Source organism: Mesorhizobium sp. KR2-14, assembly GCF_040049255.1.
In the GTDB taxonomy this organism is placed as follows: domain Bacteria; phylum Pseudomonadota; class Alphaproteobacteria; order Rhizobiales; family Rhizobiaceae; genus Pseudaminobacter.
The window spans coordinates 482,282-504,832 of the sequence record NZ_JBDZDR010000001.1 but is presented as its reverse complement, the minus strand read 5'-3'; the positions used below and the strand labels follow the sequence as shown (position 1 = coordinate 504,832).

Sequence of the window (22,551 nt, the reverse complement as noted above, 5' to 3'; positions counted from 1 at the left end):
CTGCCTTGCGCAGGTGCCGGAGCCGACTTTGGACGAAACGCAAAAGGCCGGCGGAGCGATCCGCCGGCCTTTTGATTTTCCGAAACCGTTCAGGAGGAGGCGATCTGCCTAGCCGTAATGCCAGCTCGGCTTTGGCCTGGTGCCGGTGAACTGGACGCCGATGCGGTCTTGCTTGCGCCAGCGCACAGTCGCTTCGTAGCCGATGCCGTCGACCGGGACGTAAAGCAGGAATTCCTGCGGAACATGGGCGTCGATCGAGACCTTCAGCTCCGCGCCATTCTTGTGCATGTTGCGAATGGTGCATTTGACCTCGGAATTCGAGATGCCGGTGAGGATCGAAGCTCCCTTCAGGACGCGCTGGCGATGTTCCCTCCGCTGTTCGGATGGTTCTTGTTCCGCCATGCGCCACTCCCAAGTCTCTTGCCGGGCGCAGTCATAAGCAGGTCAGGTCAAGAAAATCTTTAAAGGCTGGGACAAAAGGCGGATGGAAAAAGGGCGCCGCGTGGCGACGCCCTTCCCAAATCTCAGTTCTGCCGCTCAAGGCGATACGCACTGACGACGCGGTCCATTGAAAGGCTGGAACGTGTTGTCGGAAACGCGATACGACCGATAGCGCGCGGCGCACCAGGCGACGTGCGACGAGGGAGAGTATGCGGCCGGGTAGTAGGCGGGGTTGTACGCGCCGTAGAAATTCCCGCCGTAGTAGTCGTCGTAGTAGGGATATAGGAGAGGCAGTCCTATGCCCCACCAGCCGCCGTCGCCACCGCCCCAGCCGCCATTCCAGGCACCCATCCCATGCCAGCCGCCGCGCCATACGCCGCCGCGCCAGCCTGGGCCGCGCCAACCAGCGCCCCGCCACACGCCGCCGCGCCAGCCGGGCCCGCGCCAGACACCAGCGCCGCGCCAGCCGCCGCGCCAGACGTTGCCGCGCCAGACGCCGCCATTCCAGGCACCCACGCCATGCCAGCCGCGGCCGCGCCACACGTTGCCGCGCCATCCGGCGCCGCGCCAGACTCCGCCGGCGCCATGCCAACTGCTACCTCGGAAGCCGCCCATGCCATGGAAGCCGCCACCTATGCCGTGGAAGCCGCCGGCGCCATGCATGAAGCCGCCGCCACCGCCGCCATGGCCGCCGCCGCCGCGAGCAAGCTGGAAATTGCCGTCAGTCGAGACGGAGCCGCCGGCCGATTGGCGCCTTATCAGAACGCCACTCTGAAAGCCGGGGTGGCCATAGCTGCAGCTTACGCCAAAGCCGCAGCTAGCCTTCCAGTCATCCTTGATGGCCTGAACATCCGGAAGAGTACGAAACGCCTGGCCTGCAGCATCGACCGTGGGTGCGATGTCGCTGATGTTTCCGCCTGCGTCCGCCATAGCCGGCGCGGAAAAGCCGGTCAGCGTGCCAAGGACGAACAGCCCCGAACACGCGAAAGATGTGAGGTAGGGTCTCATTGTCGTCTCCAAAGGAAAAACCGTCCTTGAGGCTCAAGCCTGCGGTGGTGGCCAACAAGATGGGCCCGACCGGACGTCGCGTGAGAACGCATGCTGAACAGAAAGGTTCCAAATGTTCCGCTTTGCTATTTTGCGTTGCATGAGGGCCTTGTTTTCGTCCGAAGAGCAGGCGAACTTCGATTCGAATTCCCGCCCATGAGGGGGCGGAAGTTGGCGCGCGAAAACTTCGATAACGCGAACCATATCTTCAAGGTCGGCACCCGCCGGGCCGGCGATTGTGATTGCCCCAACCCCGGCACCGACGCTGCCGGAGCAGAAATCAGAGCCCCATGAGCATCGACATTCCACGTAACGTCATCCTGCCCGTCGAAGTGGTCGACGTGAGACTCGATCCGGCGCCGCATCCGTTCGAGAGCGGAAACGGCGAGGCAATCGAACGCAATTGGCTGGACGAGAAGACCGCAAATCCGGCGCTGTTCGACGGCACCGTGGTGTTGCTTTCAGAGCTTTCATACGCGCAGGGCAGGCTGAAAGGACGCTGCCATGCAATCCGCTTCGCCACCTTCATGCTGTGGCGACGCCAGCAGGCGGTGCCCAATACCGAGCACGCCTATGCCCATGCAGTGCTGGTGTCGCGGGACAACGCCCTGGTAGCGATTCGCATGGGCCGGCATACGGTGAATGCCGGCAGCGTCTATTTCGCGGCCGGTTCCTTCGAGCCCTGTGACTTCCGGGAAGGGGTTGCCGACGTCGACTTCAACATGATCCGCGAGGTGAGGGAGGAAACCGGGCTGGATATAAGCGGCTTGCGCCGGGGGCGGCGCTATCATGTCTTTTCCACTCCAGCCGGCACCGCGATCTTCCGTCGCTATCACCTCGACGCCGATGCCGACGAGATTGCTGCCCGGATTCGCGAGTTCGTGGCCGGCGACACCGACCCAGAAATTGACGGACCGGTGATCATTCGCAGCCCGAACGACCGGCCTCAGGGGCTGAAGCCGCATATGTTCCCGATTCTCGACTGGCATTTTTCCGGGGCCGAATAGGCTCCGGCCAGCGGCTGCGGTGTCGACACTTGCCGTATCGATTGACAATCCTGCCAATAGCGAGGTCATCATTGGGCGGCCGCGAGCGTCTCGCAGGTCCGGGGGCACCGGCGGCAAGGAAAGGGTGCCATGCAGGGCAGGAAATACCTCGTCTACGACGTATTCACGCAAGTGCGCCTGGCCGGAAACCCGCTGGCGGTGGTGCTTGATTCGCAGGGGCTGGACACCGCGGCGATGCAGCGAATCGCGCGCGAGTTCAATCTTTCCGAGACGGTCTTCGTGACCCCGTCGCAAAACCCGAAGCACAAGGCGCGGCTGCGCATCTTCGCTCCCGACCATGAGATGCCCTTTGCCGGCCACCCGACCGTGGGCACGGCGATCGCCCTGGCCGAACTGCAGCCGGAAGACGGCACCGACCGCATCTTCGTGCTGGAAGAGAATATCGGCCCGGTGCGCTGCGCCATTTCAAGAACGGACGCCGGCGTTTTCGCGGAATTCGACCTGCCGGAATTGCCGCGCGCGGCAGAACTCGCCGTCGAGCCCGAGGTGGTGGGTGCCGCTCTTGGGCTCGGACCGCACGAGATCGGCTTCGAGAATCACCGCGTCGGCCTGTGGTCGGCGGGCGTTCCCTATCTGACGGTGCCGGTGTCGGGCCTCGAGGCGATCGGCAGGGCCAGGCTCGACAATCCGGCCTGGGCGGAGTTTTCACCCCAACTCACCGGCGGCAAGGCGGCCAACGCCTATCTCTACACGCGTGACACCGTGCATCACGACAGTTCCTTCCATGCCCGCATGTTCGTGGCAGGCGAGCTTTCCTATGAGGACCCCGCGACGGGATCTGCGGCAGCGGCATTGACCGGCGCGATCTGGCGATTCGACGAACTGGCCGAGGGGCCGACTCGAATCTGGATCGAACAGGGCATGGAAATGGGGCGCCCGTCGCGGATTCGGCTGGAAATTGACGTCGACGGTGGAAAAATGATCACCGCGCGGATCGGCGGCCATGCCGTGAAAGTGGCGGAAGGCCTGCTTTTTTCGTGAGACGCCGGGAAATGATTTGAATCTTTTGCGACAATCGCGAAATTGAGGGCTGGACAGCGCCAAAACCTATGGCTATATCGCGCCCATCACCGGCGGCGACCGGTGCGGTGGGTGTGTAGCTCAGTTGGTAGAGCAGCTGACTCTTAATCAGCGGGTCCACAGTTCGATCCTGTGCACACCCACCAAATAACTTCCTGAAATCGTTTATCTTCGCTGATTACGGCATCGCGGCTGCCAGGCGGTTTGCGTTCCATTCCCATTCCAATTCAGGCTGCCGGACTCGGGGCAGCCCAGTTGCCGCTCAAACCGTGTGGAACCCCGGTCCTGCGTCCTATGGGCGTGAAGCGATGAGAGACGTAACCGGAAGTCGATCTGTCGGTATCCCAAGAACCTCAGTCGCCCAAACGCGCATTTCTGGAGAAGCATCACCGGATTTGAGTATCGACACGGCCAGCTTGGTCGTATCGGCGTTTGGCTTGGTATTGGCGATCACATAGGAGAAATATCCTGCCGCGGTCGCGCCACCTATCGAAGCGAGAGGCAAGGCGACTACCAGTAACGTCCACGTCAATGAGCGCCAGCGATGAAACCTTCTGGAACTATCAAGTGGAGCAGGATCGAAAGCGTCTATCATTCCACCCTCCATGATCAGGCTTGCAGAAAAATACTTCGTGAATAAGGGCGTGTATCTATTAAGAATAAGCTAAAGTCTTATCTATTCGTGGCGAGAGAGATCTTCTTTGCCAGACCGCTATAGACTTGGTGCCCGCCACTCTCTCATGATTATCGCTGCCGCTCGCATCTGGACGGCTAAAGCACTCACAGAACTGTTTTCTCCATGTCAGGGACCCCAGCCCGCTTTCAAAAAGGCCTCATCGAGGCGGCGGGTTCTTTTCTTGCGGCACTTGGCAAGCGATTCGTGACGCGCTAGAACGAATCCCAATGGGTCCACAGTTCGATCCTGTGCGTGCCAATCAAATAAATCACTGATTTTATTTGTCTTTCTACGCTTTGCGCGGATTGGGTGCGGCGATCCTCTGGCAATTGGTTCAGGCGCGGCGGCAGGCTTTGCCCGGTTGCCAAGATCTGTTGAGGGCCGAGAGCGGAGCAAGGCAAGTTGAACATGTTCGATGTAGTTGTGATCGGTGCAGGCGCCGCCGGCATGATGTGCGCGATCGAAGCGGGCAAGCGCGGCCGCTCGGTGCTGGTCATCGACCATGCCGCGGCGCCCGGCGAAAAGATCCGCATCTCCGGCGGCGGGCGCTGCAACTTCACCAATATTCACGCCAGCCCGAAGAATTTTCTCTCGCAGAACCCGTATTTCTGCATCTCGGCGCTCAGCCGCTACACGCAGCGCGACTTCATCGCGCTCGTCGAGCGCCACGGCATCGCCTATCACGAAAAGACGCTCGGCCAGCTTTTCTGCGACGGTTCGGCCACGCAGGTCATTGCCATGCTGGTGGCAGAGATGAAGCGCCACGGCGCCGAATTGCGGCTGGCCACTGCCGTCGAGCGAATCGAGCGGACTGGTGACGGATTTTCTCTCGCGCTCTCGGGCGGCAATGTGCGCTGCTCGTCGCTGGTGGTGGCATGCGGCGGCAAGTCGATCCCCAAGATGGGCGCGACCGGCTTGGGCTATGACATCGCCGCTCAGTTCGGTCTGCGCGTGGCGGAGACGCGCCCGGCGCTGGTGCCGCTGACCTTCGACCAGAACACGCTGGCGCGGCTGAAGCCGCTGGCTGGCGTGGCGGTGGAGGCGGCGGCAGTTTCCTGCGGCAAGGCTCGCTTCGAGGAGGCGATGCTGTTCACCCATCGCGGCATCAGCGGGCCGTCGATCCTGCAGATCTCGTCCTATTGGCGCGAAGGCGAGGAGATCGGCATTTCCATGCTGCCGGGAACCGACATGTTCGAAGCGCTGCGGCAAGCCCGCGCCGCCAACGGCCGCCAGGCCCTGCAGACGGCGCTTGGCGCGCATCTACCCAAGGCGCTGGCGCAGTCGATTGCTGAGGAGGCGCGTATGCCGGGCAACATCGCCGACCTTTCCGACAAGCAGCTTCGCCGCGTTGCCGAGATGGTCAATGGCTGGCGAATCAAGCCGGCGGGCTCCGAAGGCTACCGCACCGCCGAAGTGACCCTCGGCGGCGTCGACACGCGCGACCTGGATTCGAAGACCATGGCGGCCAGGGCCGTGCCGGGCCTCTATTTCATCGGCGAGGTGGTGGACGTGACCGGCTGGCTCGGCGGCTACAACTTCCAATGGGCCTGGTCTTCGGGCTGGTGCGCGGGGCAGGCGGCTTGAGCGGTCGGGCGAAGGCAAAGGGCCGGCGCGTCAACCGCGTCTTAAAATCTTCGCGCCATGGTGCGCGCATGGTTGGATTTGCACTTCCCAAACTGAGATGGCTGGTGCTGGGCGCCGTCGGCGCGGGCGTCTGGGCGATGACCCAGGAGCCGCCCACGCCGCGCAAGGCGCAGACGCCCTCGCGCCCGGCGGCGACGGTGCAACGCAAGGCCGAACCGCCTGTTGCGCCGCCACGGCAAGCCGCCGCCCCAAGCGCGCCGAAGCAGGGTGACGCCACGCCGGCAACTTCGCCGAAGGAGATCGTGGCGCTGGCCGCGCGTCCGTCACAGATGGTCACCAACTCGGTGGCAAAGCCACAGCATCCGCTGCCGCAGCGCGCGCCCGACAAGATTCTCTACACGACCACGCGGGTGAACATGCGCGGCACCGCAAACGCCAGCGCGCCGCTGGTTGCGACGCTGAGCGTCGGGGAGGCGGTAAAGCCGATCGTGCGGGACGGCAAATGGCAACTCGTGTCGGCGCGTGGCCACAAGGGTTGGATACTGGCCGAATATCTCCGAGCCGCAAGCCCCGAGGCGCCGCGCCCAGCGACGGCGGTGCCGGGCAGGGCAGGACCGACCGCTGCGGTGGCTCGTGCCGAAACGCCTGCCAGCAGGCCGCAGCCCTATACACCGCCGCGTCCCCAGACCACCGGGCTGCTTTCATCTGCCAAGGCGCTGTTCGGGGGCAGGCGCCCGCTGCGCGCGCCGCAGCCAGGCGACTGCCAGTGCCCATACGATCTGATGATCGACGGCTCGCAGTGCGGCGATCGCAGCGCCTATAGCCGCCGCAGCCGCCGAAACGTGCAGTGCTACATGTGAGCGCGGACGCGACGGCAACGCCTATCGACGCGCGAGCAGGCCAATCAGCAGGCCTAGAACCGCAAGACCCACCACCGTTGTGGCCACTGGGTTCTCGCGTGCGGCCTGCCGCACCTCACGGGTGCGCCTGGCGATGTGAGGCATGGCGTCCTGCATCCGCGACATGACCTCGTCGTAGATCTCGGATGCGCTGTGGTGCGTATCCTCGAGCGCGGCGGCTCCGCGCTTCGACAGGCTCTTTTTCAGCGACAATACCTCGCGGCGCAGTGCCGAGATCTGATCCTCAAGATCGTCGGTCAGGTCATTGCGAAGCCTGGAAAACGAGTCGTCGCGAAGCCGGGAAAATGTGGAAGCCATTCGGGAAATCCTCGTTAGCGTGATGGAGCCAGAACGGCCGCTGCCGTCTTTGGTTCCACCCGCTGAACGGGGCCTGCCGCCTCCGAGCTATTTCTCCGAAACGCCTGCCTCGACGAAGCTCGCCATGCCGGTGTGGCATTCCAGCGCCGAGCGCACGACGTTGACCGCCAGGCACGCGCCTGAGCCTTCGCCGAGCCGCATGCCGAGATCGAACAGCGGCTTCAGCTCCAGCGCTTCCAGCAGCGACCGGTGGCCGGCTTCGGCCGATACATGGGCGGCGAGCACATGGTCGAGCCCGGCGTCATGCAGCCTGGCCAGCGGCGCCACCGCTGCGGTGCAGACAAAGCCGTCGAGCAGCACCGGCACGCCATGCCGGCGCGCGGCAAGCGTGGCGCCGAAGATGGCCGCAAGCTCGCGTCCACCGAGGGCGGCTGCGACCTTGAGCGGGTCGGAGAGGGAGCCGGCATGCAGCGCGAGGCCCTTGTCGATGGCCGTCACCTTGCGCTTCAGGCCCGCATCGTCCACGCCCGTGCCGCGACCGGTCCACTTTTCCCCGCCGCCGCCGAAGAGGGCAGCGGAGATGGCAGCTGCCGGCGTGGTGTTGCCGATGCCCATTTCGCCGAAGCAGATCAGGTCGGTGTCCTTGCCGACCGCCTCATAGCCGGCGGAAACTGCGGCGAGGAATTCTTGTTCGCCCATCGCGGGTTCCTGCGTGAAGTCGCCGGTCTGGCGTTCGATCTCGAGCGGAATCACCGCAAGTTCTGCGCCGGCCACGCGGGCGAGCTGGTTGATCGCGGCGCCCCCGCCGGCGAAATTCGCCACCATCTGCACCGTGACTTCCGATGGATATGCCGACACGCCTTGCGCAGTGACGCCATGCGAGCCGGCAAAGACGATCACTTTCACCTTGTCCAGCTTCGGCATGTCGCGGCCCTGCCAGCGGGCCAGCCAGGCGGCGATGGTTTCGAGGCGGCCGAGACTGCCCTGCGGCTTGGTCAGTGTATCCTGACGGCGGGCGACGGCCTCGGCGGCCGAATCGCTGCCCATGGGCAGGCTCTCGCAGGCGGCGCGCAGGTCTTCGAACGAGGTGAAGGTCATCGTGGGGAACTCCGATAGGTCAAATCAGGATTGCGCTTGCCGCAAGCAGAACGAGGATTTCCGCGCCCTGTTGCAAAGCGCCAATGGTGTCGCCGGTGTGGCCGCCGATCTGGCTGAGGCACAGCCAGCGCAACAGGAGGAACCAGAGCGCGAGCATGGCGGCGATGGCCACCGCGCCGGACAGGCCGAGCAGGACGAGCGCGAGTGCGGCCAGCGCAGCGGCGATCACAGCTACTTCGGCTGATGGCGCGCCCGCATCGGCCGCAAGGCCCTGGGTGCGGGCGGAAGGCAGCAGGTGCATGAAGCCGGGGATCAGCCCGCGAGAGGCGGCATGAGCGGCGATGAGCGCGCTGAAGACCTGCGGCGCGCTCGCCAGTTCGGACAGCGCGGTCCAGCGCAGCAGGACGGAAAGCGCCAGCGCGGCCACACCATAGGTGCCGACGCGGCTGTCGCGCATGATTTCCAGCTTGCGCTCGCGCGTTCGGCCGCCGCCAAAGCCATCGGCGGTGTCACCGAGCCCGTCCTCATGCAGGCAGAAGGTGACGAGCATGGTGGCGGTCAGCGCGAGCGCGGCGGCCGGGCCCGATGCGAGGCCGAGCCATGTTGCCAAGGCAAAGACGCTGCCGCCGATCAGAGCCACCACGACGCCGACGAGCGGTGCGGCCCAGAGCGCGGACGAGAGGCTGCGGCCTGAAAAGTCGAGATGCGGCAGGGGCAGGCGGGTCAGGAAGACGAGCGCAAGGGCAAAGTCCTTGCCGAGCTTGTCGAGCAACTCGCCGCCCATGGCTCAGCCCCTCGCAATCGCATGGAAGAAAGTGCCGCTGACATGGCCGCGCCGGCCGCCGGCAGCGCCTAGCGGGTTGCCCTGGCCGTCGGCCAGCTCGGCAAGCTTGTCGTCCGTGCCGGCCGAGATCACCTGAGCGTAATGGAATTCGTGGCCGCGCACGAGCGCACCCTTGCTTCCCAGCGGGCAGTCAGCCAGCAGCGTCGCCTGCCGATAGCCGAGGTTCATCTTGCGCTTGGCGAAGCTTGTGGAATGGCCGAGCAGGCCGAGCATTTCGTGCGTGACGCCGTCGGCGTCTTCCAGCGTTTCGCCCAGCGTCATGAACCCGCCGCACTCGCCATGGACCGGCCGCGTCTCGGCAAAGCGGCGCATGCCTGCACGGAAATTCGTTGCGGCGGCAAGCTTGCCGGCATGGAGTTCCGGATAGCCGCCGGGCAGCCAGCAGACGTCGCAGTCCTCGCGCGGCGCCTCACTGGCCAGCGGCGAGAAAGGCACGATCTCCGCGCCGGCCTTTTGCCAATGCGCGGCGACATGCGGATAGACGAAGGTGAAGGCGGCGTCCTGCGCCAGCGCGATGCGCTGGCCGGGCGGCGGGAGCGCATCGGAAAAGTTCGCGCCTTGCGGCTCCAGTGGCGTCATCAGCGCCATGATCGCGTCGAGATCGAGCGAGCGTTCGGCCATGTCGGCGAGGCGGTCGAGATGCGCCATCAGGTCGGCATGTTCGCCCGCCTGCACGAGGCCGAGATGGCGTTCGGGCAGGGCGAGCGCGGTATCGCGCATGACGGCGCCGACGACCGGCAAGCCGAGCGCCTCGATGGCATCGCCCGCAAGCCGCCTGTGGCGCTCGCTGCCCAACCGGTTTAGCACCACGCCGGCAATGCGCACCTGCGGATCGTAGGTGGCAAAACCCTTGGCGATGGCCGCGGCCGTCTGCGACTGGCCCGAAACGTCGAGCACCAGAAGGACTGGCAGGCCGTAGAGGCGCGCGAGATCAGCCGCCGAACCGGAACGGCCGGGCGCGCTCGGAATGCCGTCGAACAGGCCCATCGCGCTTTCCAGCACGATCATGTCGGCCTGCGACGCGGCTTGGCTTGCCAGCGCGTTGAGCAAGGCGGGCGACATTGCCCAGCTGTCAAGATTGACGCCCGGCCGGCCGGTGGCGGCATGGTGAAAGCCGGGGTCGATATAGTCCGGGCCGGATTTCGCGCCGCCGACGCTGAGGCCACGCCGCGCCAGCGCACGCAATATGCCGATGGTGACGCTGGTCTTGCCCGAGCCCGAGCGGGGCGCGCCGACGATCAGCCCGCGTGCGCTCATGCTTCACCCAGCAGCTCGGCGCGCTTCGCCACGATGCCGCCGACGACGATGAGGGCCGGCGACACCACATTTTCGCGGGCGGCGGTTGCGACCAGCGTGCCTAGCGTTGCGGTAACGGTGCGTTCCTGCGGCAGCGAGGCGTTCTCGACCAGCGCCGCCGGCGTATCAGCCGGCAGTCCGCCCGCCAGAAGCTCGGCAACCGTCTCTTCCATATGCGTCAGTCCCATATAGATCACGATCGGCTGGCCGGTGCGGGCAAGTGCTGCCCAGTCAGGCCGGTCGTCGGAGACGGCGGCAAAGCCGGTGGCCAGGATGATCGCGCCGTTGACGCCGCGCACGGTGGCCGGAATGCCCGCCGAGGTGAGGCCGCCGAAGGCCGAGGTGACACCGGACAGCGCCCGCCAGGGAATGTTCTCGCGGGTCAGCACCAGGGCTTCTTCCGCGCCGCGACCGAAGACGAAGGGGTGTCCGCCCTTCAGCCGCACCACCTTGCGGCCCTCGCGGGCCAGCTTCACCAGCAGCGCATTGATGTCATCCTGAGGGATCGACAGCCTGCCGCCGCGCTTGCCGACGAAGAATTTTTCGGCCTGCTCGGCAACGGCGACGATTTCGGGCGACACCAGCGCGTCGTGCACCAGCGCATCGGCCTGTGCGAGCGCGGACAGCACGTCGAGCGTCAGCAAACCCGGGTCGCCCGGGCCGGCGCCGGCCAGCCAGACATGGCCGGGTTCGAGCACCTGTGGCTCATGATTTAAACGGGCGATAGCTTTTTCGAGACTCATGAATGCCGCTTTCGACGATGACGCGGAGCGTCGCCAAGCCTATAGATTGCGCCATGACTGCCGAACAGACTGCCTCCGAAGAAGCTCCCCTGCGCCGTGGCTGGACCACGGGCGCCTGCGCCACTGCGGCCACCAAGGCGGCCTGCGCTGCGCTTTTGACCGGCAATTTCCCCGATCCGGTGGAGATCACGCTGCCCGGCGGCAATGTGGTCGGTTTCGCGCTCGCGGTTTGGGAACTGGGCGAGGGGCAGGCGATGGCCGGTGTGCTCAAGGATGCCGGCGACGATCCGGACGTGACGCATGGCGCGCTGGTGAAAAGCACGGTCCGCCGGGGCGCGCCGGGCAGCGGCATTGTCTTCCGCGCGGGCCCGGGCGTCGGCACGGTGACGCGGCCGGGCCTGCCGATCCCGCCGGGTGAGCCGGCGATCAACCCCGTGCCGCGCAAGATGATCGCGCAGGCGGTGCATCAGGTTGCCGGCGAAAATGCCGATTTCGAGGTCGAGATTTCCGTCGTCGGCGGCGAGGAGATGGCGCAGCGCACGCTCAACCCGCGCCTCGGCATTTTGGGCGGCATCTCGATCCTGGGCACCACGGGCGTGGTCATTCCCTATTCCTGCTCGGCCTGGATCCACTCCATCCATCGCGGCGTCGACGTCGCGCGCGCCATGGGGTTTACCCATGTCGCCGGCTCGACCGGTAACGCGTCCGAAATGGCGGTCCAAAAATTCCACGGCATGCACGAGGTTCAGCTCATCGACATGGGCGACTTTGTCGGCGGTATGCTGAAATACATCCGGGCGCACCCCGTGCCGCGCGTCACCATCGCCGGCGGCGTCGCCAAGATGACCAAGCTGGCGCAGGGCATGCTGGACGTGCATTCGAGCCGGGGCAGGGCTGATCTCGAAGGCCTTGCGGAAGTGGCGTTGGAAGCCGGCGCCCGCGAGGAACTTGCCGCGCGTATCCGGGGCGCCAACACCGTGGCCGAGGCCTTTGCGCTCGCCGTGGCCGAGGGCGTGCCGATTGGCGACGCGATCGCCGCCGGCGCGTGGCGCACCGCCGCGCCCGCACTCAAGGGCACGGACATCGAACTCGAAATCCTGGTCTTCAACCGCGAAGGCGAGTTGAGAGGGCATGCGCCCTTCGCACCGGCTCATAGCGTATCGCGCCCCCTGAACCGACGCTGATAGTCGGGATCGTAGAGCGAGCTTTCGCGAAAATCCTGCGCGGCCAGCGACGGGCCGACAAAGATCAGCGCCGTGCGCTCGATGGGGTCTTGCGCCAGCTTCGCCGCAATCGTGCCGAGCGTGCCGCGCAGCACGCGCTCGTCCGGCCAGGAGGCGTGGAACACGATCGCCACCGGGCAATCCGTGCCATAGAGCGGCGTCAGTTCCTCCACCACGCGGTCGATGGCGTGGATGGCGAGATGGATGGCGAGCGTGGCGCCGGTCGCGCCGAAGGCGGCCAGGTTTTCCTTTTCCGGCATGGGCGAGGCACGGCCCGAAACGCGCGTCAGCACCAGCGACTGCCCCACAGCCGGAATGGTCAACTCGCGGCCCAGAGCCGAGGCGGCAGCGGCAAAAGAGGGCACGCCGGGCGTCATCGTATAGGGAATGCCATGGCGCTCGAGGCGGCGGATCTGCTCGGCCACAGCACTCCACACCGAAAGGTCGCCCGAATGCAGGCGCGCGACGTCCTTGCCCTCGTCGTGTGCTGCCAGATACTCGGCCTCGATCTCGTCGAGAGACATGGGCGCGGTGTCGACCAGCTTTGTCCCTGGCGCGCAATAGTCGAGCAGCTCGGGCGCGACGATCGAACCCGCATAGAGGCAGACCGGGCAGCTTGCGAGCAGGTCGCGGCCGCGAACGGTGATGAGGTCTGCCGCGCCCGGGCCGGCGCCGATGAAGTGAACCGTCACGCTTTGTCTCCGCTGATGGCTATGGCGCAGGTGACCGATTGGAGTGCAATGCGAGGGCCAAGCAGCCGCGAATCCGGGCCCGCTGCCGCAAGTGCGGCCGCTTCCGAAAGCGAGGGCGCGCCGGTCTTTTCCAGCGACAGCGCCGAATGGCTCTTTGTCCGCTTGCCGGCCTCGGCCAGTTCAGTGTCGCCGATGATGATGACCGCGCGGCGCAGCTGCCGCCCGACCTGAAAAATCGCCTCTTCGTGCTGCTTCAGCTTGCCGGTCGCCAGCGCGTCGAGATGCGCGAGGTCGAGGTCGTGCGCGCCGAGTGCTGCGTTGATCGCGCCCAGAACCTGCTCCTTGCTGACGCCCTTGCGGCTGCCAATACCCGCCACGATCATGGTTTTGCCCACGACCATTGCGTCACCGGCATGGCCGGGCGCCAGCCCTGCATGGTGCCGACCGGAACCGCGCGCGATACGGAAAGGCGAATCAATTCGCCGCCGAGCCGTGCTTGAAGCGATAGCAGCAGCGTCTCCATTTCGAGCGTCACCGCATTGGCCACAAGCCGTCCGGCGGAGGGCAGGGCGGCAATCGCCGCGTCCATGACGCCGGGCTCCGAGCCGCCGCCGCCGACGAAGATGGCATCGGGCGTCGGCAAGCCGGCGAGCACTTCCGGCGCGCGGCCCTCCACGACCGTCAGGCCGGGCACGCCGCAGGCGCTGGCATTGCGGGCAATGCGGGCGGCGCGTTCGGAATTGGCCTCGATGGCGATGGCGCGCATGGAGGGATCGCGCAGCATCCATTCGATGGAGATGGAGCCCGAGCCACCGCCGATGTCCCACAATAGCTCGCCCCGGCGCGGCGCGAGTGTTGACAGCGTGACGGCGCGGATCTCGCGTTTTGTCAGCTGGCCATCATTCTCGAACAATTCGTCCGGCATGCCGGTCGCCAGCGGCAGGAGGCGGGCTTCGGAATTCGATTCAACCTCGACCGCCAGAACGTTGAGCGGATTGATGTTTTCGAGATCGAAGGCACCGGCGCTTGTCGTCGTCAGGCGCTCCGAGCGGCCGCCCAGCGCTTCCAGCACCGTCAGCCGCGAGGGGCCGAAGCCGAGTTCGGTAAGAAGCTTCGCCACCGCCGCCGGGCCATCGCCATCCGAGGTCAGCGCCAATATGCGTGCCTTCGGATGCAGCAGCGGGCGGATGAGGTCGATGGGCTTGCCGTGCAGCGACACTGTCTTGGTGTCCGGCAGCGCCCAGCCCAGGCGCGATGCGGCGAGGCTGAAGGCGGAAGGGGCGGGCAGCACGCGCATTTCGGCCACCGGCACGTGCCGGGCCAGCGTGGTGCCGACGCCGTGACAAAACGGATCGCCCGAGGCGAGCACGCATACGGGGCGGCCGGACAGCGCCAGCACGGCGCGCATGCCGGCGTCGAACGGCGTCGGCCATGGCTCGGCGGCGCCCGTCACCAGCCCGTCCACCAGCGCCAGATGCCGCTTGCCGCCGAATACGACTTGCGCCGTCGCAATGCAGCGCTTGGCCTCGTCGCCAAGACCCTCTACACCATCCTCGCCGATGCCGACGATGGTCAGCCAGCGGGCAGCGGCGGAGTTTTCTCGTTCAGCAGGCATGATGACCCACCGCGTTCTGATACTTGGCGGCACCACGGAAGCCCGGCAGCTTGCCGGCAGGCTGGCCGCCCGCGCCGATCTTTCGCTCACTCTGTCGCTCGCCGGCCGCACGGTCGATCCCGTGGCGCAGCCCGTGCCGGTGCGCAGCGGCGGCTTCGGCGGCGCTGAAGGGCTGGCGCGATATCTGCGCGACGAGCGCATCGAGCTGCTGATCGACGCCACGCATCCCTACGCGGCCAATATTTCGCGCAACGGGGCGCAAGCCGCCACGCTTGCCGGCGTGCCGATCCTGGCGCTGCGCCGGCCGGGCTGGGAGGCGGTCGAGGGCGACCGCTGGAGGCTGGTCGAAAATGCCGAAGAAGCGGTTGCCGCGCTCGGCCAAAAGCCGCGCCGCGTGTTCCTGGCGCTTGGCCGGCAGGAGATCGCCGCCTTCGAGGGCGCGCCGCAACACGCCTATGTCATCCGCAGCGTCGACCCGGTCGAGCCGCCGCTTGCCGTGCCGAACGCGACTTACATCCTCGCGCGCGGCCCCTTCGCCGAGGCCGACGAGCGCGAGTTGCTGGCCAGCCACCGCATCGACGCCATCGTTGCCAAGAACAGCGGCGGGGCCGCCACCTATGGCAAGATCGCGGCCGCCCGCGAACTCGGCATCGAGGTCATCCTGTTCCGCAGGCCGGACCTGCCGCAGGTGCCTCATGCGCAAAGCGTCGCGGAGTTGGCCGGCATGGTCGATCATTGGCTGGCACCTGCCGAAAAGCGCGGCGTGTAGACCAGCGGGCGTTTTTCGCCGCGCTCGATGATGCGCGTCTCGGGCGAGCCGATCATCACGCAGGTGGCCATGTCGGCCTGCTCGGCGCGGGCTTCCGCCAGCGGCGTGATTTCGATGCGCTCGTCGGGCCGGCCGGCGGCGCGGCCGAAAATGACAGGCGTGGTGCCGGGCAGGATGGAACGCAGCTTGTCCAGCGCTTCGCCCAGCTGCCAGGGGCGCGCCTTGCTGATCGGGTTGTAGAGCGCGATGACAAAACCCGCGCCCGCCGCCGCCTCCAGCCGCCGCAGGATCAGGTCCCACGGTTTCAGATTATCCGAAAGCGAGATGGCGCAGAAATCGTGGCCCAGCGGCGCGCCGATACGGGCGGCCACCGCCAGCATGGCAGTCACGCCTGGAACGATGGTCAGCTCAATGTCGCGCCATTCGGCGGGGCCTGCCTCGATCGCCTCGCACACGGCCGCCGCCATGGCGAAGACGCCGGGATCGCCGCCCGAAACCACCGCGACGCTGGCACCGCCTGCGGCCTGTTCAAGGGCGGCATTGGCGCGCGAAATCTCCTCGCGATTGTCGGAGGCGATGCGGGTCTGGTCGGGCCGCAGGTTCAGCCGGTCGACATAGGGGGCGTAGCCGTAGAAGAACTGCGCCTCGGCTGCCGCTGCACTCGCCTCCGGCGTGATCTGGCCGGGATTGCCGGGGCCGAGCCCGATGACGAAAAGACGCCCGCTCATGGCCGTCCCTCCCAGCCGGGCACCAGCACGATGGCGAAATAGGGCGCGGTGTCGTCGGCCTTTTCGGCCAGCGGCATGGAGGCGGTATTGGCCATGGTGCCGCGCTCGACATACATCGCCCGCTCCAGTTTGCCGGTGGCGGCCAGCGCGCGGCGGATCTTCGGCAGGTTGCGCCCCACCTTCATGATGACGGCGGCGTCCGCGTCGGCCAGCCGCCGCGAAAGCTCGAACTCGCTCATCGTGCCGGGCAGCACGCTCAGCACGTCGTCGCCCTGCACGATCGGCAGGCCGGTCTGCGACCAGCAGCCGGACATGGCAGTCACGCCCGGGATAACCTCGGTTCGGTAGTGCTGCGACAGCCGCACATGCAGGTGCATGTAGGAGCCATAGAACAGCGGGTCGCCCTCGCTCAGCACGGCGACCGTTCGGCCCGCATCGAGATGCTCGGCCACGGCGCGCGCCGACTCCTCGTAGAAGCCGGTGATGGCGGCCTTGTAGTCGGCATGGTCCTTGTCGATCTCGGTTGTCACCGGATAGAGCAGCGGCAGTTCGACGATGCCGGGCTTCAGATGCGCCGAGATGATGGCTCGGGCATTGCCGTTGTTGCCGCGCTTGGCGAAATGCGCCAGCACGTCGGCCTCGCCCAGCGCGCGAACGGCCTTCAGGGTCAGAAGCTCGGGGTCGCCGGGGCCGGTGCCGACGCCGATGAGGCGGCCTTTGGGTTCAGCGCTCACAGTCCGGGCCTCGCCAGCGCGTTGAGGGCGGCGGCCGTCATGGCGCTGCCGCCGAGGCGTCCGCGCACGATGGCATAGGGCACGCCATAGGAATTTTCCGCCAGCGCATCCTTGGATTCGGCAGCACCCACAAATCCCACCGGCATGCCGATGATGGCCGCAGGCTTCGGCGCGCCGTCGCGCAGCAGTTCGAGCAGGTAGAAGAGGGCGGTCGGCGCATTGCCGATGGCCACCACCGAGCCCGCCATGCGGTCGAGCCAGAGTTTTATCGCGGCGGCGGAGCGGGTGTTGCCGATCTCTTGCGCCAGCCCGGGCGTGCGCTCGTCGCGCAGGGTGCAGATTACTTCGTTGTCGGCGGGCAGGCGGGCGCGGGTGACGCCGCGCGACACCATCTCGGCATCGCAGAAGATCGGCGCGCCGGCCTTCAAAGCGGCGCTGGCGGCTTCCACGAAGCCCGGCCCGAACTCGAACTTTTCCGCTGCCTCGACAAGGCCGCAGGCATGGATCATGCGCACGGCGACATCGGCCTCCGCCTCGGAAAAGCGCGACAGGTCGGCCTCGGCGCGAATGATCGCGAAGGAGCGTTCGTAGATCGCGTTGCCGTCGTGAATATAATCGTATCCCGCCATCTTCATCCCTGCTGAAAAGCCGCTGCGAGCCGGCTTTCGCCGAGCCGCTCGATGCACTGTGCCGCGGTCTCGCCGGGGTGGCGCTCATTCATAAAAAGCGCCGCGACCCGGCCGAAACCGCGAGCGAGTTCATAGCCCGGCGTGTACGCGGCCGGAAGTGTCTTCGCCGTCCCGTCAACGACAAGTCCGGCTCCTTTTTCGTCGCCCACCAGAGTGAGTGCGGCGCGTGCCGGATGCGCGCAGCCCTTGGCGCAGCCGGAAATGTGTAGCGTGACGGACGGATCGAGTGCCGAGCCGCTTTCGCGGGCGATTTCTTCAGCCAATTCGCGCGCGGCAATGCGGCCGGATGCGCAGGCCGGCGCGCCGGGGCAGGCGGCGATCATGCGGCGCGGGTCGAGTGGGTCGGTGACGAAGCCGAGCTTTTCGGCTTCGGCCAAGAGGGGAGCGCAGGCGGACTCCGCGAGGCCGAGCAGGATCAGCGAGCGTTGCAGGGCAGGGCGAATCTCGGTTGCGCCAAAGCCTTCGGCTATTTTCGTCAACTCGATCAGCCGCGCCGCCGGCATGCTTCCAAAGGGCAAGCCGAGGATCAGGGCGTGACTGTTATTGGCGAGAGCAAGGGCACCGAGCGGGACCTTACCCTCCCCCTTGTGGGGAGGGTCGGCGCATAGCGCCGGGGTGGGGGTAGCCGCCGGTGCAGGGGAAACACCCCCACCCCGTCTCTCGACATCCGCTCCGCGAATGTCGCTCGCCGACCCTCCCCACAAGGGGGAGGGTAAGGCGCTCAAATCCAAATCCCGCGCCCGCGCCTCGCGGCCACGATCCGCGATCGCGTGCAATATCGCCAGTACCGCATCGCAAGCATCGGTCTCGGCAACCGCGCCAACTAGCGTCGCGGTGCGCGCATCGCCGGCGACCGCCAGCAGCCATTGGCAGGGCGCTAGCGCGGTCAGCCGCACATCGGCCTGCACCGTGCTCATGTTGAGTTGGCCGCCGCCATCGACCACCACGGACACTTTTGGCCCGAGGCGAGCGCCCAGCCCGGCCGCGTCGATGGCCTCGCGGATGCGCGCGGCGAGTGCGGAGGGGTCAGAAATTTCCTCAGGGTCCAAACCCGCGAGCGGCCCCGTCTCCACCGGCACGCCGGTGCGGACGGCGATGCCCAGCACATCGACCTCGGCCGCCAGCATTGTCGCGCTTTCGGCGGTCAGCCCGCGAATCTGCAGGCTGCCGCGCGCCGTCACCTCGACCACGCCATTGCCGTGCCTCAGGGCGGATTCGCAGAGTCCGATCAACTCCTTGGGCGAAACTCCTCCAGCGACCGGATTGAGCCGCACGAGCAGCCCGTCGCCGGTCTGCATGGGGGCCGAGAGGGCCGGGCAGGCGCCCCTGCGCGAAAAGCCGCTCATGCCGCCGCCCCCAGCGCTTCGGCCTCGGCGATCAGGCTGGCGAGATCGTCATCGGTCGAGTTGCGCAGCGGATGCCACAGCCCGCGCCGCCGCGCCGAGGCAAAGCGCTCGGCGATCACCTTGGCTGCGGCCGGGTTCTCGCGCAGCAGGAAGGCGCGCACCGCTTCGTCGCCGAGATAGGCGTCGTGCACGGCCTCGATCAGTGCGCCGGGAATGGCATGGGTGGTTTCGGCAAAGCCGACCAGCCGGTCCACCGTCTCGGCGAATTCGGAGGCGCCGCGCGGTCCGTGGCGCATCTGGCCCTCGATGAAGCGCGGATTGACCGCGCGGGCGCGCACCACGCGCGCCACCGCTTCGGTGACCGAGCGCGGGCGAGGCCGCGCCGGATCGGTGGTGTCGAGCACGATCACGTCGGCATTGTTGCCGAGTGCGGCAAGTGCGGCCGAAAAGCCGCCGATGAAGGCGACGTCGGCCGAGCCTTCAAGGATGTCGCGGCCGGGGTCGTCGCCGCTGTGCACCAGCAGGTCCGCCTCGGCAATACGCTGGGCAAAAGCGCCGGGCGCGGAAACTCCTTCGCCGGAAGCACCGCCATAGGCGTGCGAAGTAGCGTCGAGATAGGCGCGGCCGAGCTCGGCGCGGTCCTGCCATTCGCCGCGGGCCAGCATGTCCTCGAGCCCCGCGCCATAGGTGCCGGGCGACGAGCCGAAGATGCGCGGCGGCGTGCGCCCGCTCGCGCGCGCTTCGGCGGCCAGCGGGTTTTCGGACGCCTCCTCGTCGCGTGCGGCGACGGCCGCGGCTGCGGCGTCGATCAGCGCGATCTGGGTCGGGAACATGTCGCGGAACAGGCCGGAAATGCGCCATGTCACGTCCACGCGCGGCCGGCCCACCGTTGCCGGCGGCAGCACCTCGATGCCGGTCACACGGCCGGTGGCGGCGTCCCACTGCGGGCGGCAGCCCATCAGGAACAGGCCCTGCGCGATCTCCTCGCCGCCGGTGCGCAGCGAGGCGCTGCCCCAGAGGTCGATGACCAGCGAACGCGGCCAGTCGCCATGGTCCTGCAGATAGCGCGTCAGCACCTCCTGCGCCGCCGCGCGGCCGAGGTCGAAGGCAGTCGGCGTCGGCATGGTGCGCGGATCGGCGGTGAACAGGTTGCGGCCCGTCGGCAGCACGTCGATGCGGCCGCGCGCCGGCGCGCCCGAGGGGCCGGCAGTGATGTGGCGGCCGTCGAGGGCTGCGATCAGCGCCGTGCGCTCGCTTTCCGCGCTCTTGCGACGCATCTCGTCCGTCTCGCCCTCGGCAGCGCGGCCATAGACGTGCAGCCCGTCCTTGACGGCAAAATCCTTGAGGTCGCAGAGCCAGGCGTCGATGCGGCGCAGGGCCTCGTCGGGCGCGTCGGTCCTGGCGACGCCGGCCTCGGCGGCAAGGCCGGTCTGCGCGGCAGTGTCTACGATCAGCTTTGCGAGCCGGTCGCGGCGGCGGCGGTCGAGACCATCGGCCTGCGCATATTCGTCGACCAGCCGCTCCAGCGTCTGCTGGTTCTCGTCCAGCCCGGCATGGGAAAGCGGCGGGGGCAGGTGGCCAAGCGTGACGGCGGCAATGCGCCGCTTGGCCTGCGCGGCCTCGCCCGGATTGCTGACGATGAAGGGATAGACCACCGGCAGGCCGCCGGTGACGATTTCCGGAAAACAGTTTTGGCCCAGCGCCACCGTCTTGCCGGGCAGCCATTCCAGCGTCCCATGCGCGCCCACATGCACCAGCGCATGGCAGCCGAGGCCTTTGCGCAGCCAGAGCCCGAAGGCGACCAGCGCATGCCGCGGCGGCAGCGTCGGGTCGTGATAGTCGGCCCGGCGGTCGGCCGAGCGCCCGCGATCGGGTGCGAGGGCGACGGTGATGTTTCCGAAGACCGCGGCGCGGAAGGGAAATAATGGGCGGGCGTCGTGCTCTACGTTGCCCCCCTCTGTCCTGCCGGACATCTCCCCCACAAGGGGGGAGATCAGCCGGCCGCGGTTATCCTGCTCATTCTGCGAAGTTGGCGATTGGCGAAGGTCGCGAAGACAGCCAATCTCCCCCCCTGTGGGGATGTCCGGCAGGACAGAGGGGGGCGCTTCGCAGAAACCGATCTCGGATTTCGCATCACCCCACGCCGCCTCAACAATCGCCCGCGCTTCTGCCGGCAGTTCGGCGGAAAGGCGCACATAGTCTTCAATGCTGATGCCGTGGTCGCAGCGCGCCAAAAGGTCGAGCAGCTCGCGCGGCGATTCGGGAATCCCTTCAACCCGATAGCCCTCGGCCTTCAGGTCATGCAGCATGGCGAGCACGCTGGAGGGCACGTCGAGGCCGACGGCGTAGCCGGTGCGGCCGGGCGCGCTCGGATAGTCCGGGATCAGGATCGCCACCTTGCGCGTCGCGCGCGGCTCGCGCTGCAGGCGCAGGAATGCGGCGATGCGGCCAGCTACCTGCTCGACTCGGTCGGGCTCGGGGCGGTTGGCTAGGCCCTTGAACGCAAGGGCGGCGTCCGTCTCCATTTCGGCCTTGAACGAGATCGCGCCGGCCAGAATGCGCCCGTCGAGTTCGGGCATCACCACATGCATGGCGAGGTCGGCGGGCGCCAGCCCGCGCTGGTTTTCGGCCCAGGCGTCGCGGCGCGTCGTGGCGACGATGACCTGGAACACTGGCGCACCCGCGCGGTCGAACAGCGTCTCCACGCCCGGCTCGGCGCTGCTGGCGAAAGCCGTGGCGGTGATGATGGCCACGGGCTTCAGGTCGGCCAGCGCGTTTTCCACGAAGGCGAGGGAGGTGGTGTCTTTCAGGCTGGAGACGAAGATGGGGACAGGCGCGATGCCGTGCGCGCGCAAGGCTTCGACCAGCGCATCGACGGGCGCGACATCGGCTGCCAGCAGCATCGAGCGGTAGAAGAGGATCGGGACGATGGGGGGAGTTTGAACTTCGGCGTCGAGTTCTGTCGCACCCCCCTCTGTCCTGCCGGACATCTCCCCCACAGGGGGGGAGATTAGCAGCTCGGCCGATGGCGCATTCTTGTGAGCGTCAACGGTTGGCGAGAGCGCCGACACAGCCGATCTCCCCCCCTGTGGGGGAGATGGCCAGCAGGCCAGAGGGGGGCGTGAAGAAACTGAAACCTCTCCGAAAAGATGCGGCCGCTCCACCACGCCTCTGCCGGGCTCATAAAAGCCCGCCTTCGGCACCGCGACGGGCTCTGCTGCCGCACCCTGTCCGCCGGCAAGTCCGGCTAACTGGTGCATCAGCGCGCGCATATTGTCCGGGCCACCCTCGCGGAAATAGGCGAGCAGCAGGTCGAGCTTTTCGCGCGGCAAGGTCGAGCATTCGATCAGCCGCTGGTCCTCGTCGTGGCTTTCGCCGGGCAGCAGCGCGAGGTGGATTTTTTTGTCCCGGCAGATGGCGGCCAGCCGGTCGCAGCCATAGCGCCACCAGTCGTAGCCGCCGAGGATGCGCACCAGGATGATCTTTGCGTGCGCGGCCACGCTGTCGATCCAGAGGTCCACCGACATCGGGTGGCGCAGGTCGCGCAGCGCCGCCAGCCGCATTGAGGGCAGGGTGTCCGCCGCCTGCCGCCACGCCGCCGCCAGCCCGGCCAGATCGCTGTCGGTGAAGGACAGCGCCACGACATCCGCCGGCGTCTGCCGCAGGTCGACCGGCTCGATCAGATCGTCGAGCGAGGCGGATGTCGTGGTCAGTATGTGCAT

At 67.1% G+C, this 22,551-nt stretch carries 21 protein-coding genes and 1 tRNA gene; 7 read left to right on the top strand and 15 right to left on the bottom strand.

Going from position 1 to position 22,551, the window contains the following annotated elements; all coding sequences use genetic code 11:
• Positions 1-108: 108 nt before the first annotated feature.
• Together ABLE86_RS02355 and ABLE86_RS02350 are read right to left on the bottom strand one after the other, a co-directional pair.
• Entirely contained in the window at positions 109-402 is a 294-nt protein-coding gene (locus tag ABLE86_RS02355) for a PilZ domain-containing protein (RefSeq protein WP_348777300.1), read from the bottom strand.
• Between the two features lie 135 nt (positions 403-537).
• Positions 538-1,449 carry a BA14K family protein gene (locus ABLE86_RS02350; protein ID WP_348777299.1) on the bottom strand — a complete coding sequence of 304 codons (912 nt, stop codon included), beginning with the start codon at positions 1,447-1,449 and terminating at the stop codon, positions 538-540.
• Between the two features lie 329 nt (positions 1,450-1,778).
• Between ABLE86_RS02350 and ABLE86_RS02345 the strand changes: the two genes are divergently transcribed.
• The 5 genes from ABLE86_RS02345 to ABLE86_RS02325 all read left to right on the top strand — a co-directional run bounded on the left by ABLE86_RS02345 (position 1,779) and on the right by ABLE86_RS02325 (position 6,695).
• The gene (locus tag ABLE86_RS02345) at positions 1,779-2,495 is read left to right on the top strand and encodes a hypothetical protein (RefSeq protein WP_348777298.1); all 717 of its coding nucleotides are present in this window, start codon (positions 1,779-1,781) and stop codon (positions 2,493-2,495) included.
• Positions 2,496-2,624: 129 nt separating this feature from the next.
• A complete protein-coding gene (locus tag ABLE86_RS02340; protein WP_348777297.1) occupies positions 2,625-3,536 on the top strand; it encodes a PhzF family phenazine biosynthesis protein in 912 nt (303 codons plus the stop codon).
• A 109-nt stretch (positions 3,537-3,645) separates the two neighbouring features.
• Positions 3,646-3,721 (top strand) — tRNA-Lys (locus ABLE86_RS02335).
• Between the two features lie 932 nt (positions 3,722-4,653).
• On the top strand, positions 4,654-5,835 hold the full coding sequence (locus ABLE86_RS02330; RefSeq protein ID WP_348777296.1) for an NAD(P)/FAD-dependent oxidoreductase: 1,182 nt from the start codon (positions 4,654-4,656) through the stop codon (positions 5,833-5,835).
• A gap of 68 nt (positions 5,836-5,903) precedes the next feature.
• Positions 5,904-6,695, top strand: coding sequence for an SH3 domain-containing protein (locus ABLE86_RS02325; protein ID WP_348777295.1), 792 nt, complete (start codon positions 5,904-5,906; stop codon positions 6,693-6,695).
• Positions 6,696-6,716: 21 nt separating this feature from the next.
• Here the strand turns inward: ABLE86_RS02325 and ABLE86_RS02320 are convergent, their stop codons facing one another.
• From ABLE86_RS02320 to cobA, 5 genes are all read right to left on the bottom strand, one after another.
• A complete protein-coding gene (locus ABLE86_RS02320; protein ID WP_348777294.1) occupies positions 6,717-7,052 on the bottom strand; it encodes a hypothetical protein in 336 nt (111 codons plus the stop codon).
• A gap of 87 nt (positions 7,053-7,139) precedes the next feature.
• Positions 7,140-8,150 (bottom strand): nicotinate-nucleotide--dimethylbenzimidazole phosphoribosyltransferase, encoded by a 1,011-nt coding sequence (gene cobT, locus ABLE86_RS02315; protein WP_348777293.1) that lies wholly within the window; start codon positions 8,148-8,150, stop codon positions 7,140-7,142.
• A 19-nt stretch (positions 8,151-8,169) separates the two neighbouring features.
• A complete protein-coding gene (cobS, locus tag ABLE86_RS02310; RefSeq protein ID WP_348777292.1) occupies positions 8,170-8,934 on the bottom strand; it encodes an adenosylcobinamide-GDP ribazoletransferase in 765 nt (254 codons plus the stop codon).
• Between the two features lie 3 nt (positions 8,935-8,937).
• Positions 8,938-10,251 (bottom strand): cobyrinate a,c-diamide synthase, encoded by a 1,314-nt coding sequence (locus tag ABLE86_RS02305; protein WP_348777291.1) that lies wholly within the window; start codon positions 10,249-10,251, stop codon positions 8,938-8,940.
• On the bottom strand, positions 10,248-11,033 hold the full coding sequence (gene cobA, locus ABLE86_RS02300; RefSeq protein ID WP_348777290.1) for a uroporphyrinogen-III C-methyltransferase: 786 nt from the start codon (positions 11,031-11,033) through the stop codon (positions 10,248-10,250). Before cobA ends, ABLE86_RS02305 begins: the two co-directional genes overlap by 4 nt.
• Positions 11,034-11,086: 53 nt before the next feature.
• On the opposite strand from cobA, the gene ABLE86_RS02295 reads away from it, so the two are divergent.
• The gene (locus ABLE86_RS02295) at positions 11,087-12,217 is read left to right on the top strand and encodes a cobalt-precorrin-5B (C(1))-methyltransferase (RefSeq protein ID WP_348777289.1); all 1,131 of its coding nucleotides are present in this window, start codon (positions 11,087-11,089) and stop codon (positions 12,215-12,217) included.
• Here the strand turns inward: ABLE86_RS02295 and cobM are convergent.
• Genes cobM through cbiE form a run of 3 tightly spaced genes read right to left on the bottom strand, consistent with a single transcriptional unit; the run spans position 12,184 to position 14,563 of the window.
• Positions 12,184-12,948 (bottom strand): precorrin-4 C(11)-methyltransferase, encoded by a 765-nt coding sequence (gene cobM / locus ABLE86_RS02290; protein ID WP_348777288.1) that lies wholly within the window; start codon positions 12,946-12,948, stop codon positions 12,184-12,186. The two genes, ABLE86_RS02295 and cobM, sit on opposite strands and share 34 nt — an antisense overlap.
• Positions 12,945-13,349 carry a cobalamin biosynthesis protein gene (locus ABLE86_RS02285; protein WP_348777287.1) on the bottom strand — a complete coding sequence of 135 codons (405 nt, stop codon included), beginning with the start codon at positions 13,347-13,349 and terminating at the stop codon, positions 12,945-12,947. The genes cobM and ABLE86_RS02285 overlap by 4 nt, the downstream gene beginning before the upstream one ends.
• On the bottom strand, positions 13,328-14,563 hold the full coding sequence (gene cbiE, locus ABLE86_RS02280; protein ID WP_348777286.1) for a precorrin-6y C5,15-methyltransferase (decarboxylating) subunit CbiE: 1,236 nt from the start codon (positions 14,561-14,563) through the stop codon (positions 13,328-13,330). Before cbiE ends, ABLE86_RS02285 begins: the two co-directional genes overlap by 22 nt.
• A gap of 1 nt (position 14,564) precedes the next feature.
• On the opposite strand from cbiE, the gene ABLE86_RS02275 reads away from it, so the two are divergent.
• The gene (locus tag ABLE86_RS02275; RefSeq protein ID WP_348777285.1) at positions 14,565-15,332 is read left to right on the top strand and encodes a cobalt-precorrin-6A reductase; all 768 of its coding nucleotides are present in this window, start codon (positions 14,565-14,567) and stop codon (positions 15,330-15,332) included.
• On the opposite strand, the gene ABLE86_RS02270 is transcribed toward ABLE86_RS02275, so the two are convergent.
• The 5 genes from ABLE86_RS02270 to cobN are packed head-to-tail and all read right to left on the bottom strand — an operon-like array spanning position 15,296 to position 22,551.
• Positions 15,296-16,060, bottom strand: a complete 765-nt coding sequence (locus ABLE86_RS02270; RefSeq protein ID WP_348777284.1) for a precorrin-3B C(17)-methyltransferase — start codon at positions 16,058-16,060, stop codon at positions 15,296-15,298. The genes ABLE86_RS02275 and ABLE86_RS02270 overlap by 37 nt on opposite strands.
• A complete protein-coding gene (locus tag ABLE86_RS02265) occupies positions 16,057-16,794 on the bottom strand; it encodes a precorrin-2 C(20)-methyltransferase (protein ID WP_348777283.1) in 738 nt (245 codons plus the stop codon). The genes ABLE86_RS02270 and ABLE86_RS02265 overlap by 4 nt, the downstream gene beginning before the upstream one ends.
• Positions 16,791-17,423, bottom strand: a complete 633-nt coding sequence (locus ABLE86_RS02260) for a precorrin-8X methylmutase (protein ID WP_348777282.1) — start codon at positions 17,421-17,423, stop codon at positions 16,791-16,793. The genes ABLE86_RS02265 and ABLE86_RS02260 overlap by 4 nt, the downstream gene beginning before the upstream one ends.
• Before the next feature lie 2 nt (positions 17,424-17,425).
• The gene (cobG, locus tag ABLE86_RS02255) at positions 17,426-18,781 is read right to left on the bottom strand and encodes a precorrin-3B synthase (RefSeq protein WP_348777281.1); all 1,356 of its coding nucleotides are present in this window, start codon (positions 18,779-18,781) and stop codon (positions 17,426-17,428) included.
• 44 nt (positions 18,782-18,825) lie between these two features.
• Positions 18,826-22,551 (bottom strand): cobaltochelatase subunit CobN, encoded by a 3,726-nt coding sequence (gene cobN / locus ABLE86_RS02250; protein ID WP_348777280.1) that lies wholly within the window; start codon positions 22,549-22,551, stop codon positions 18,826-18,828.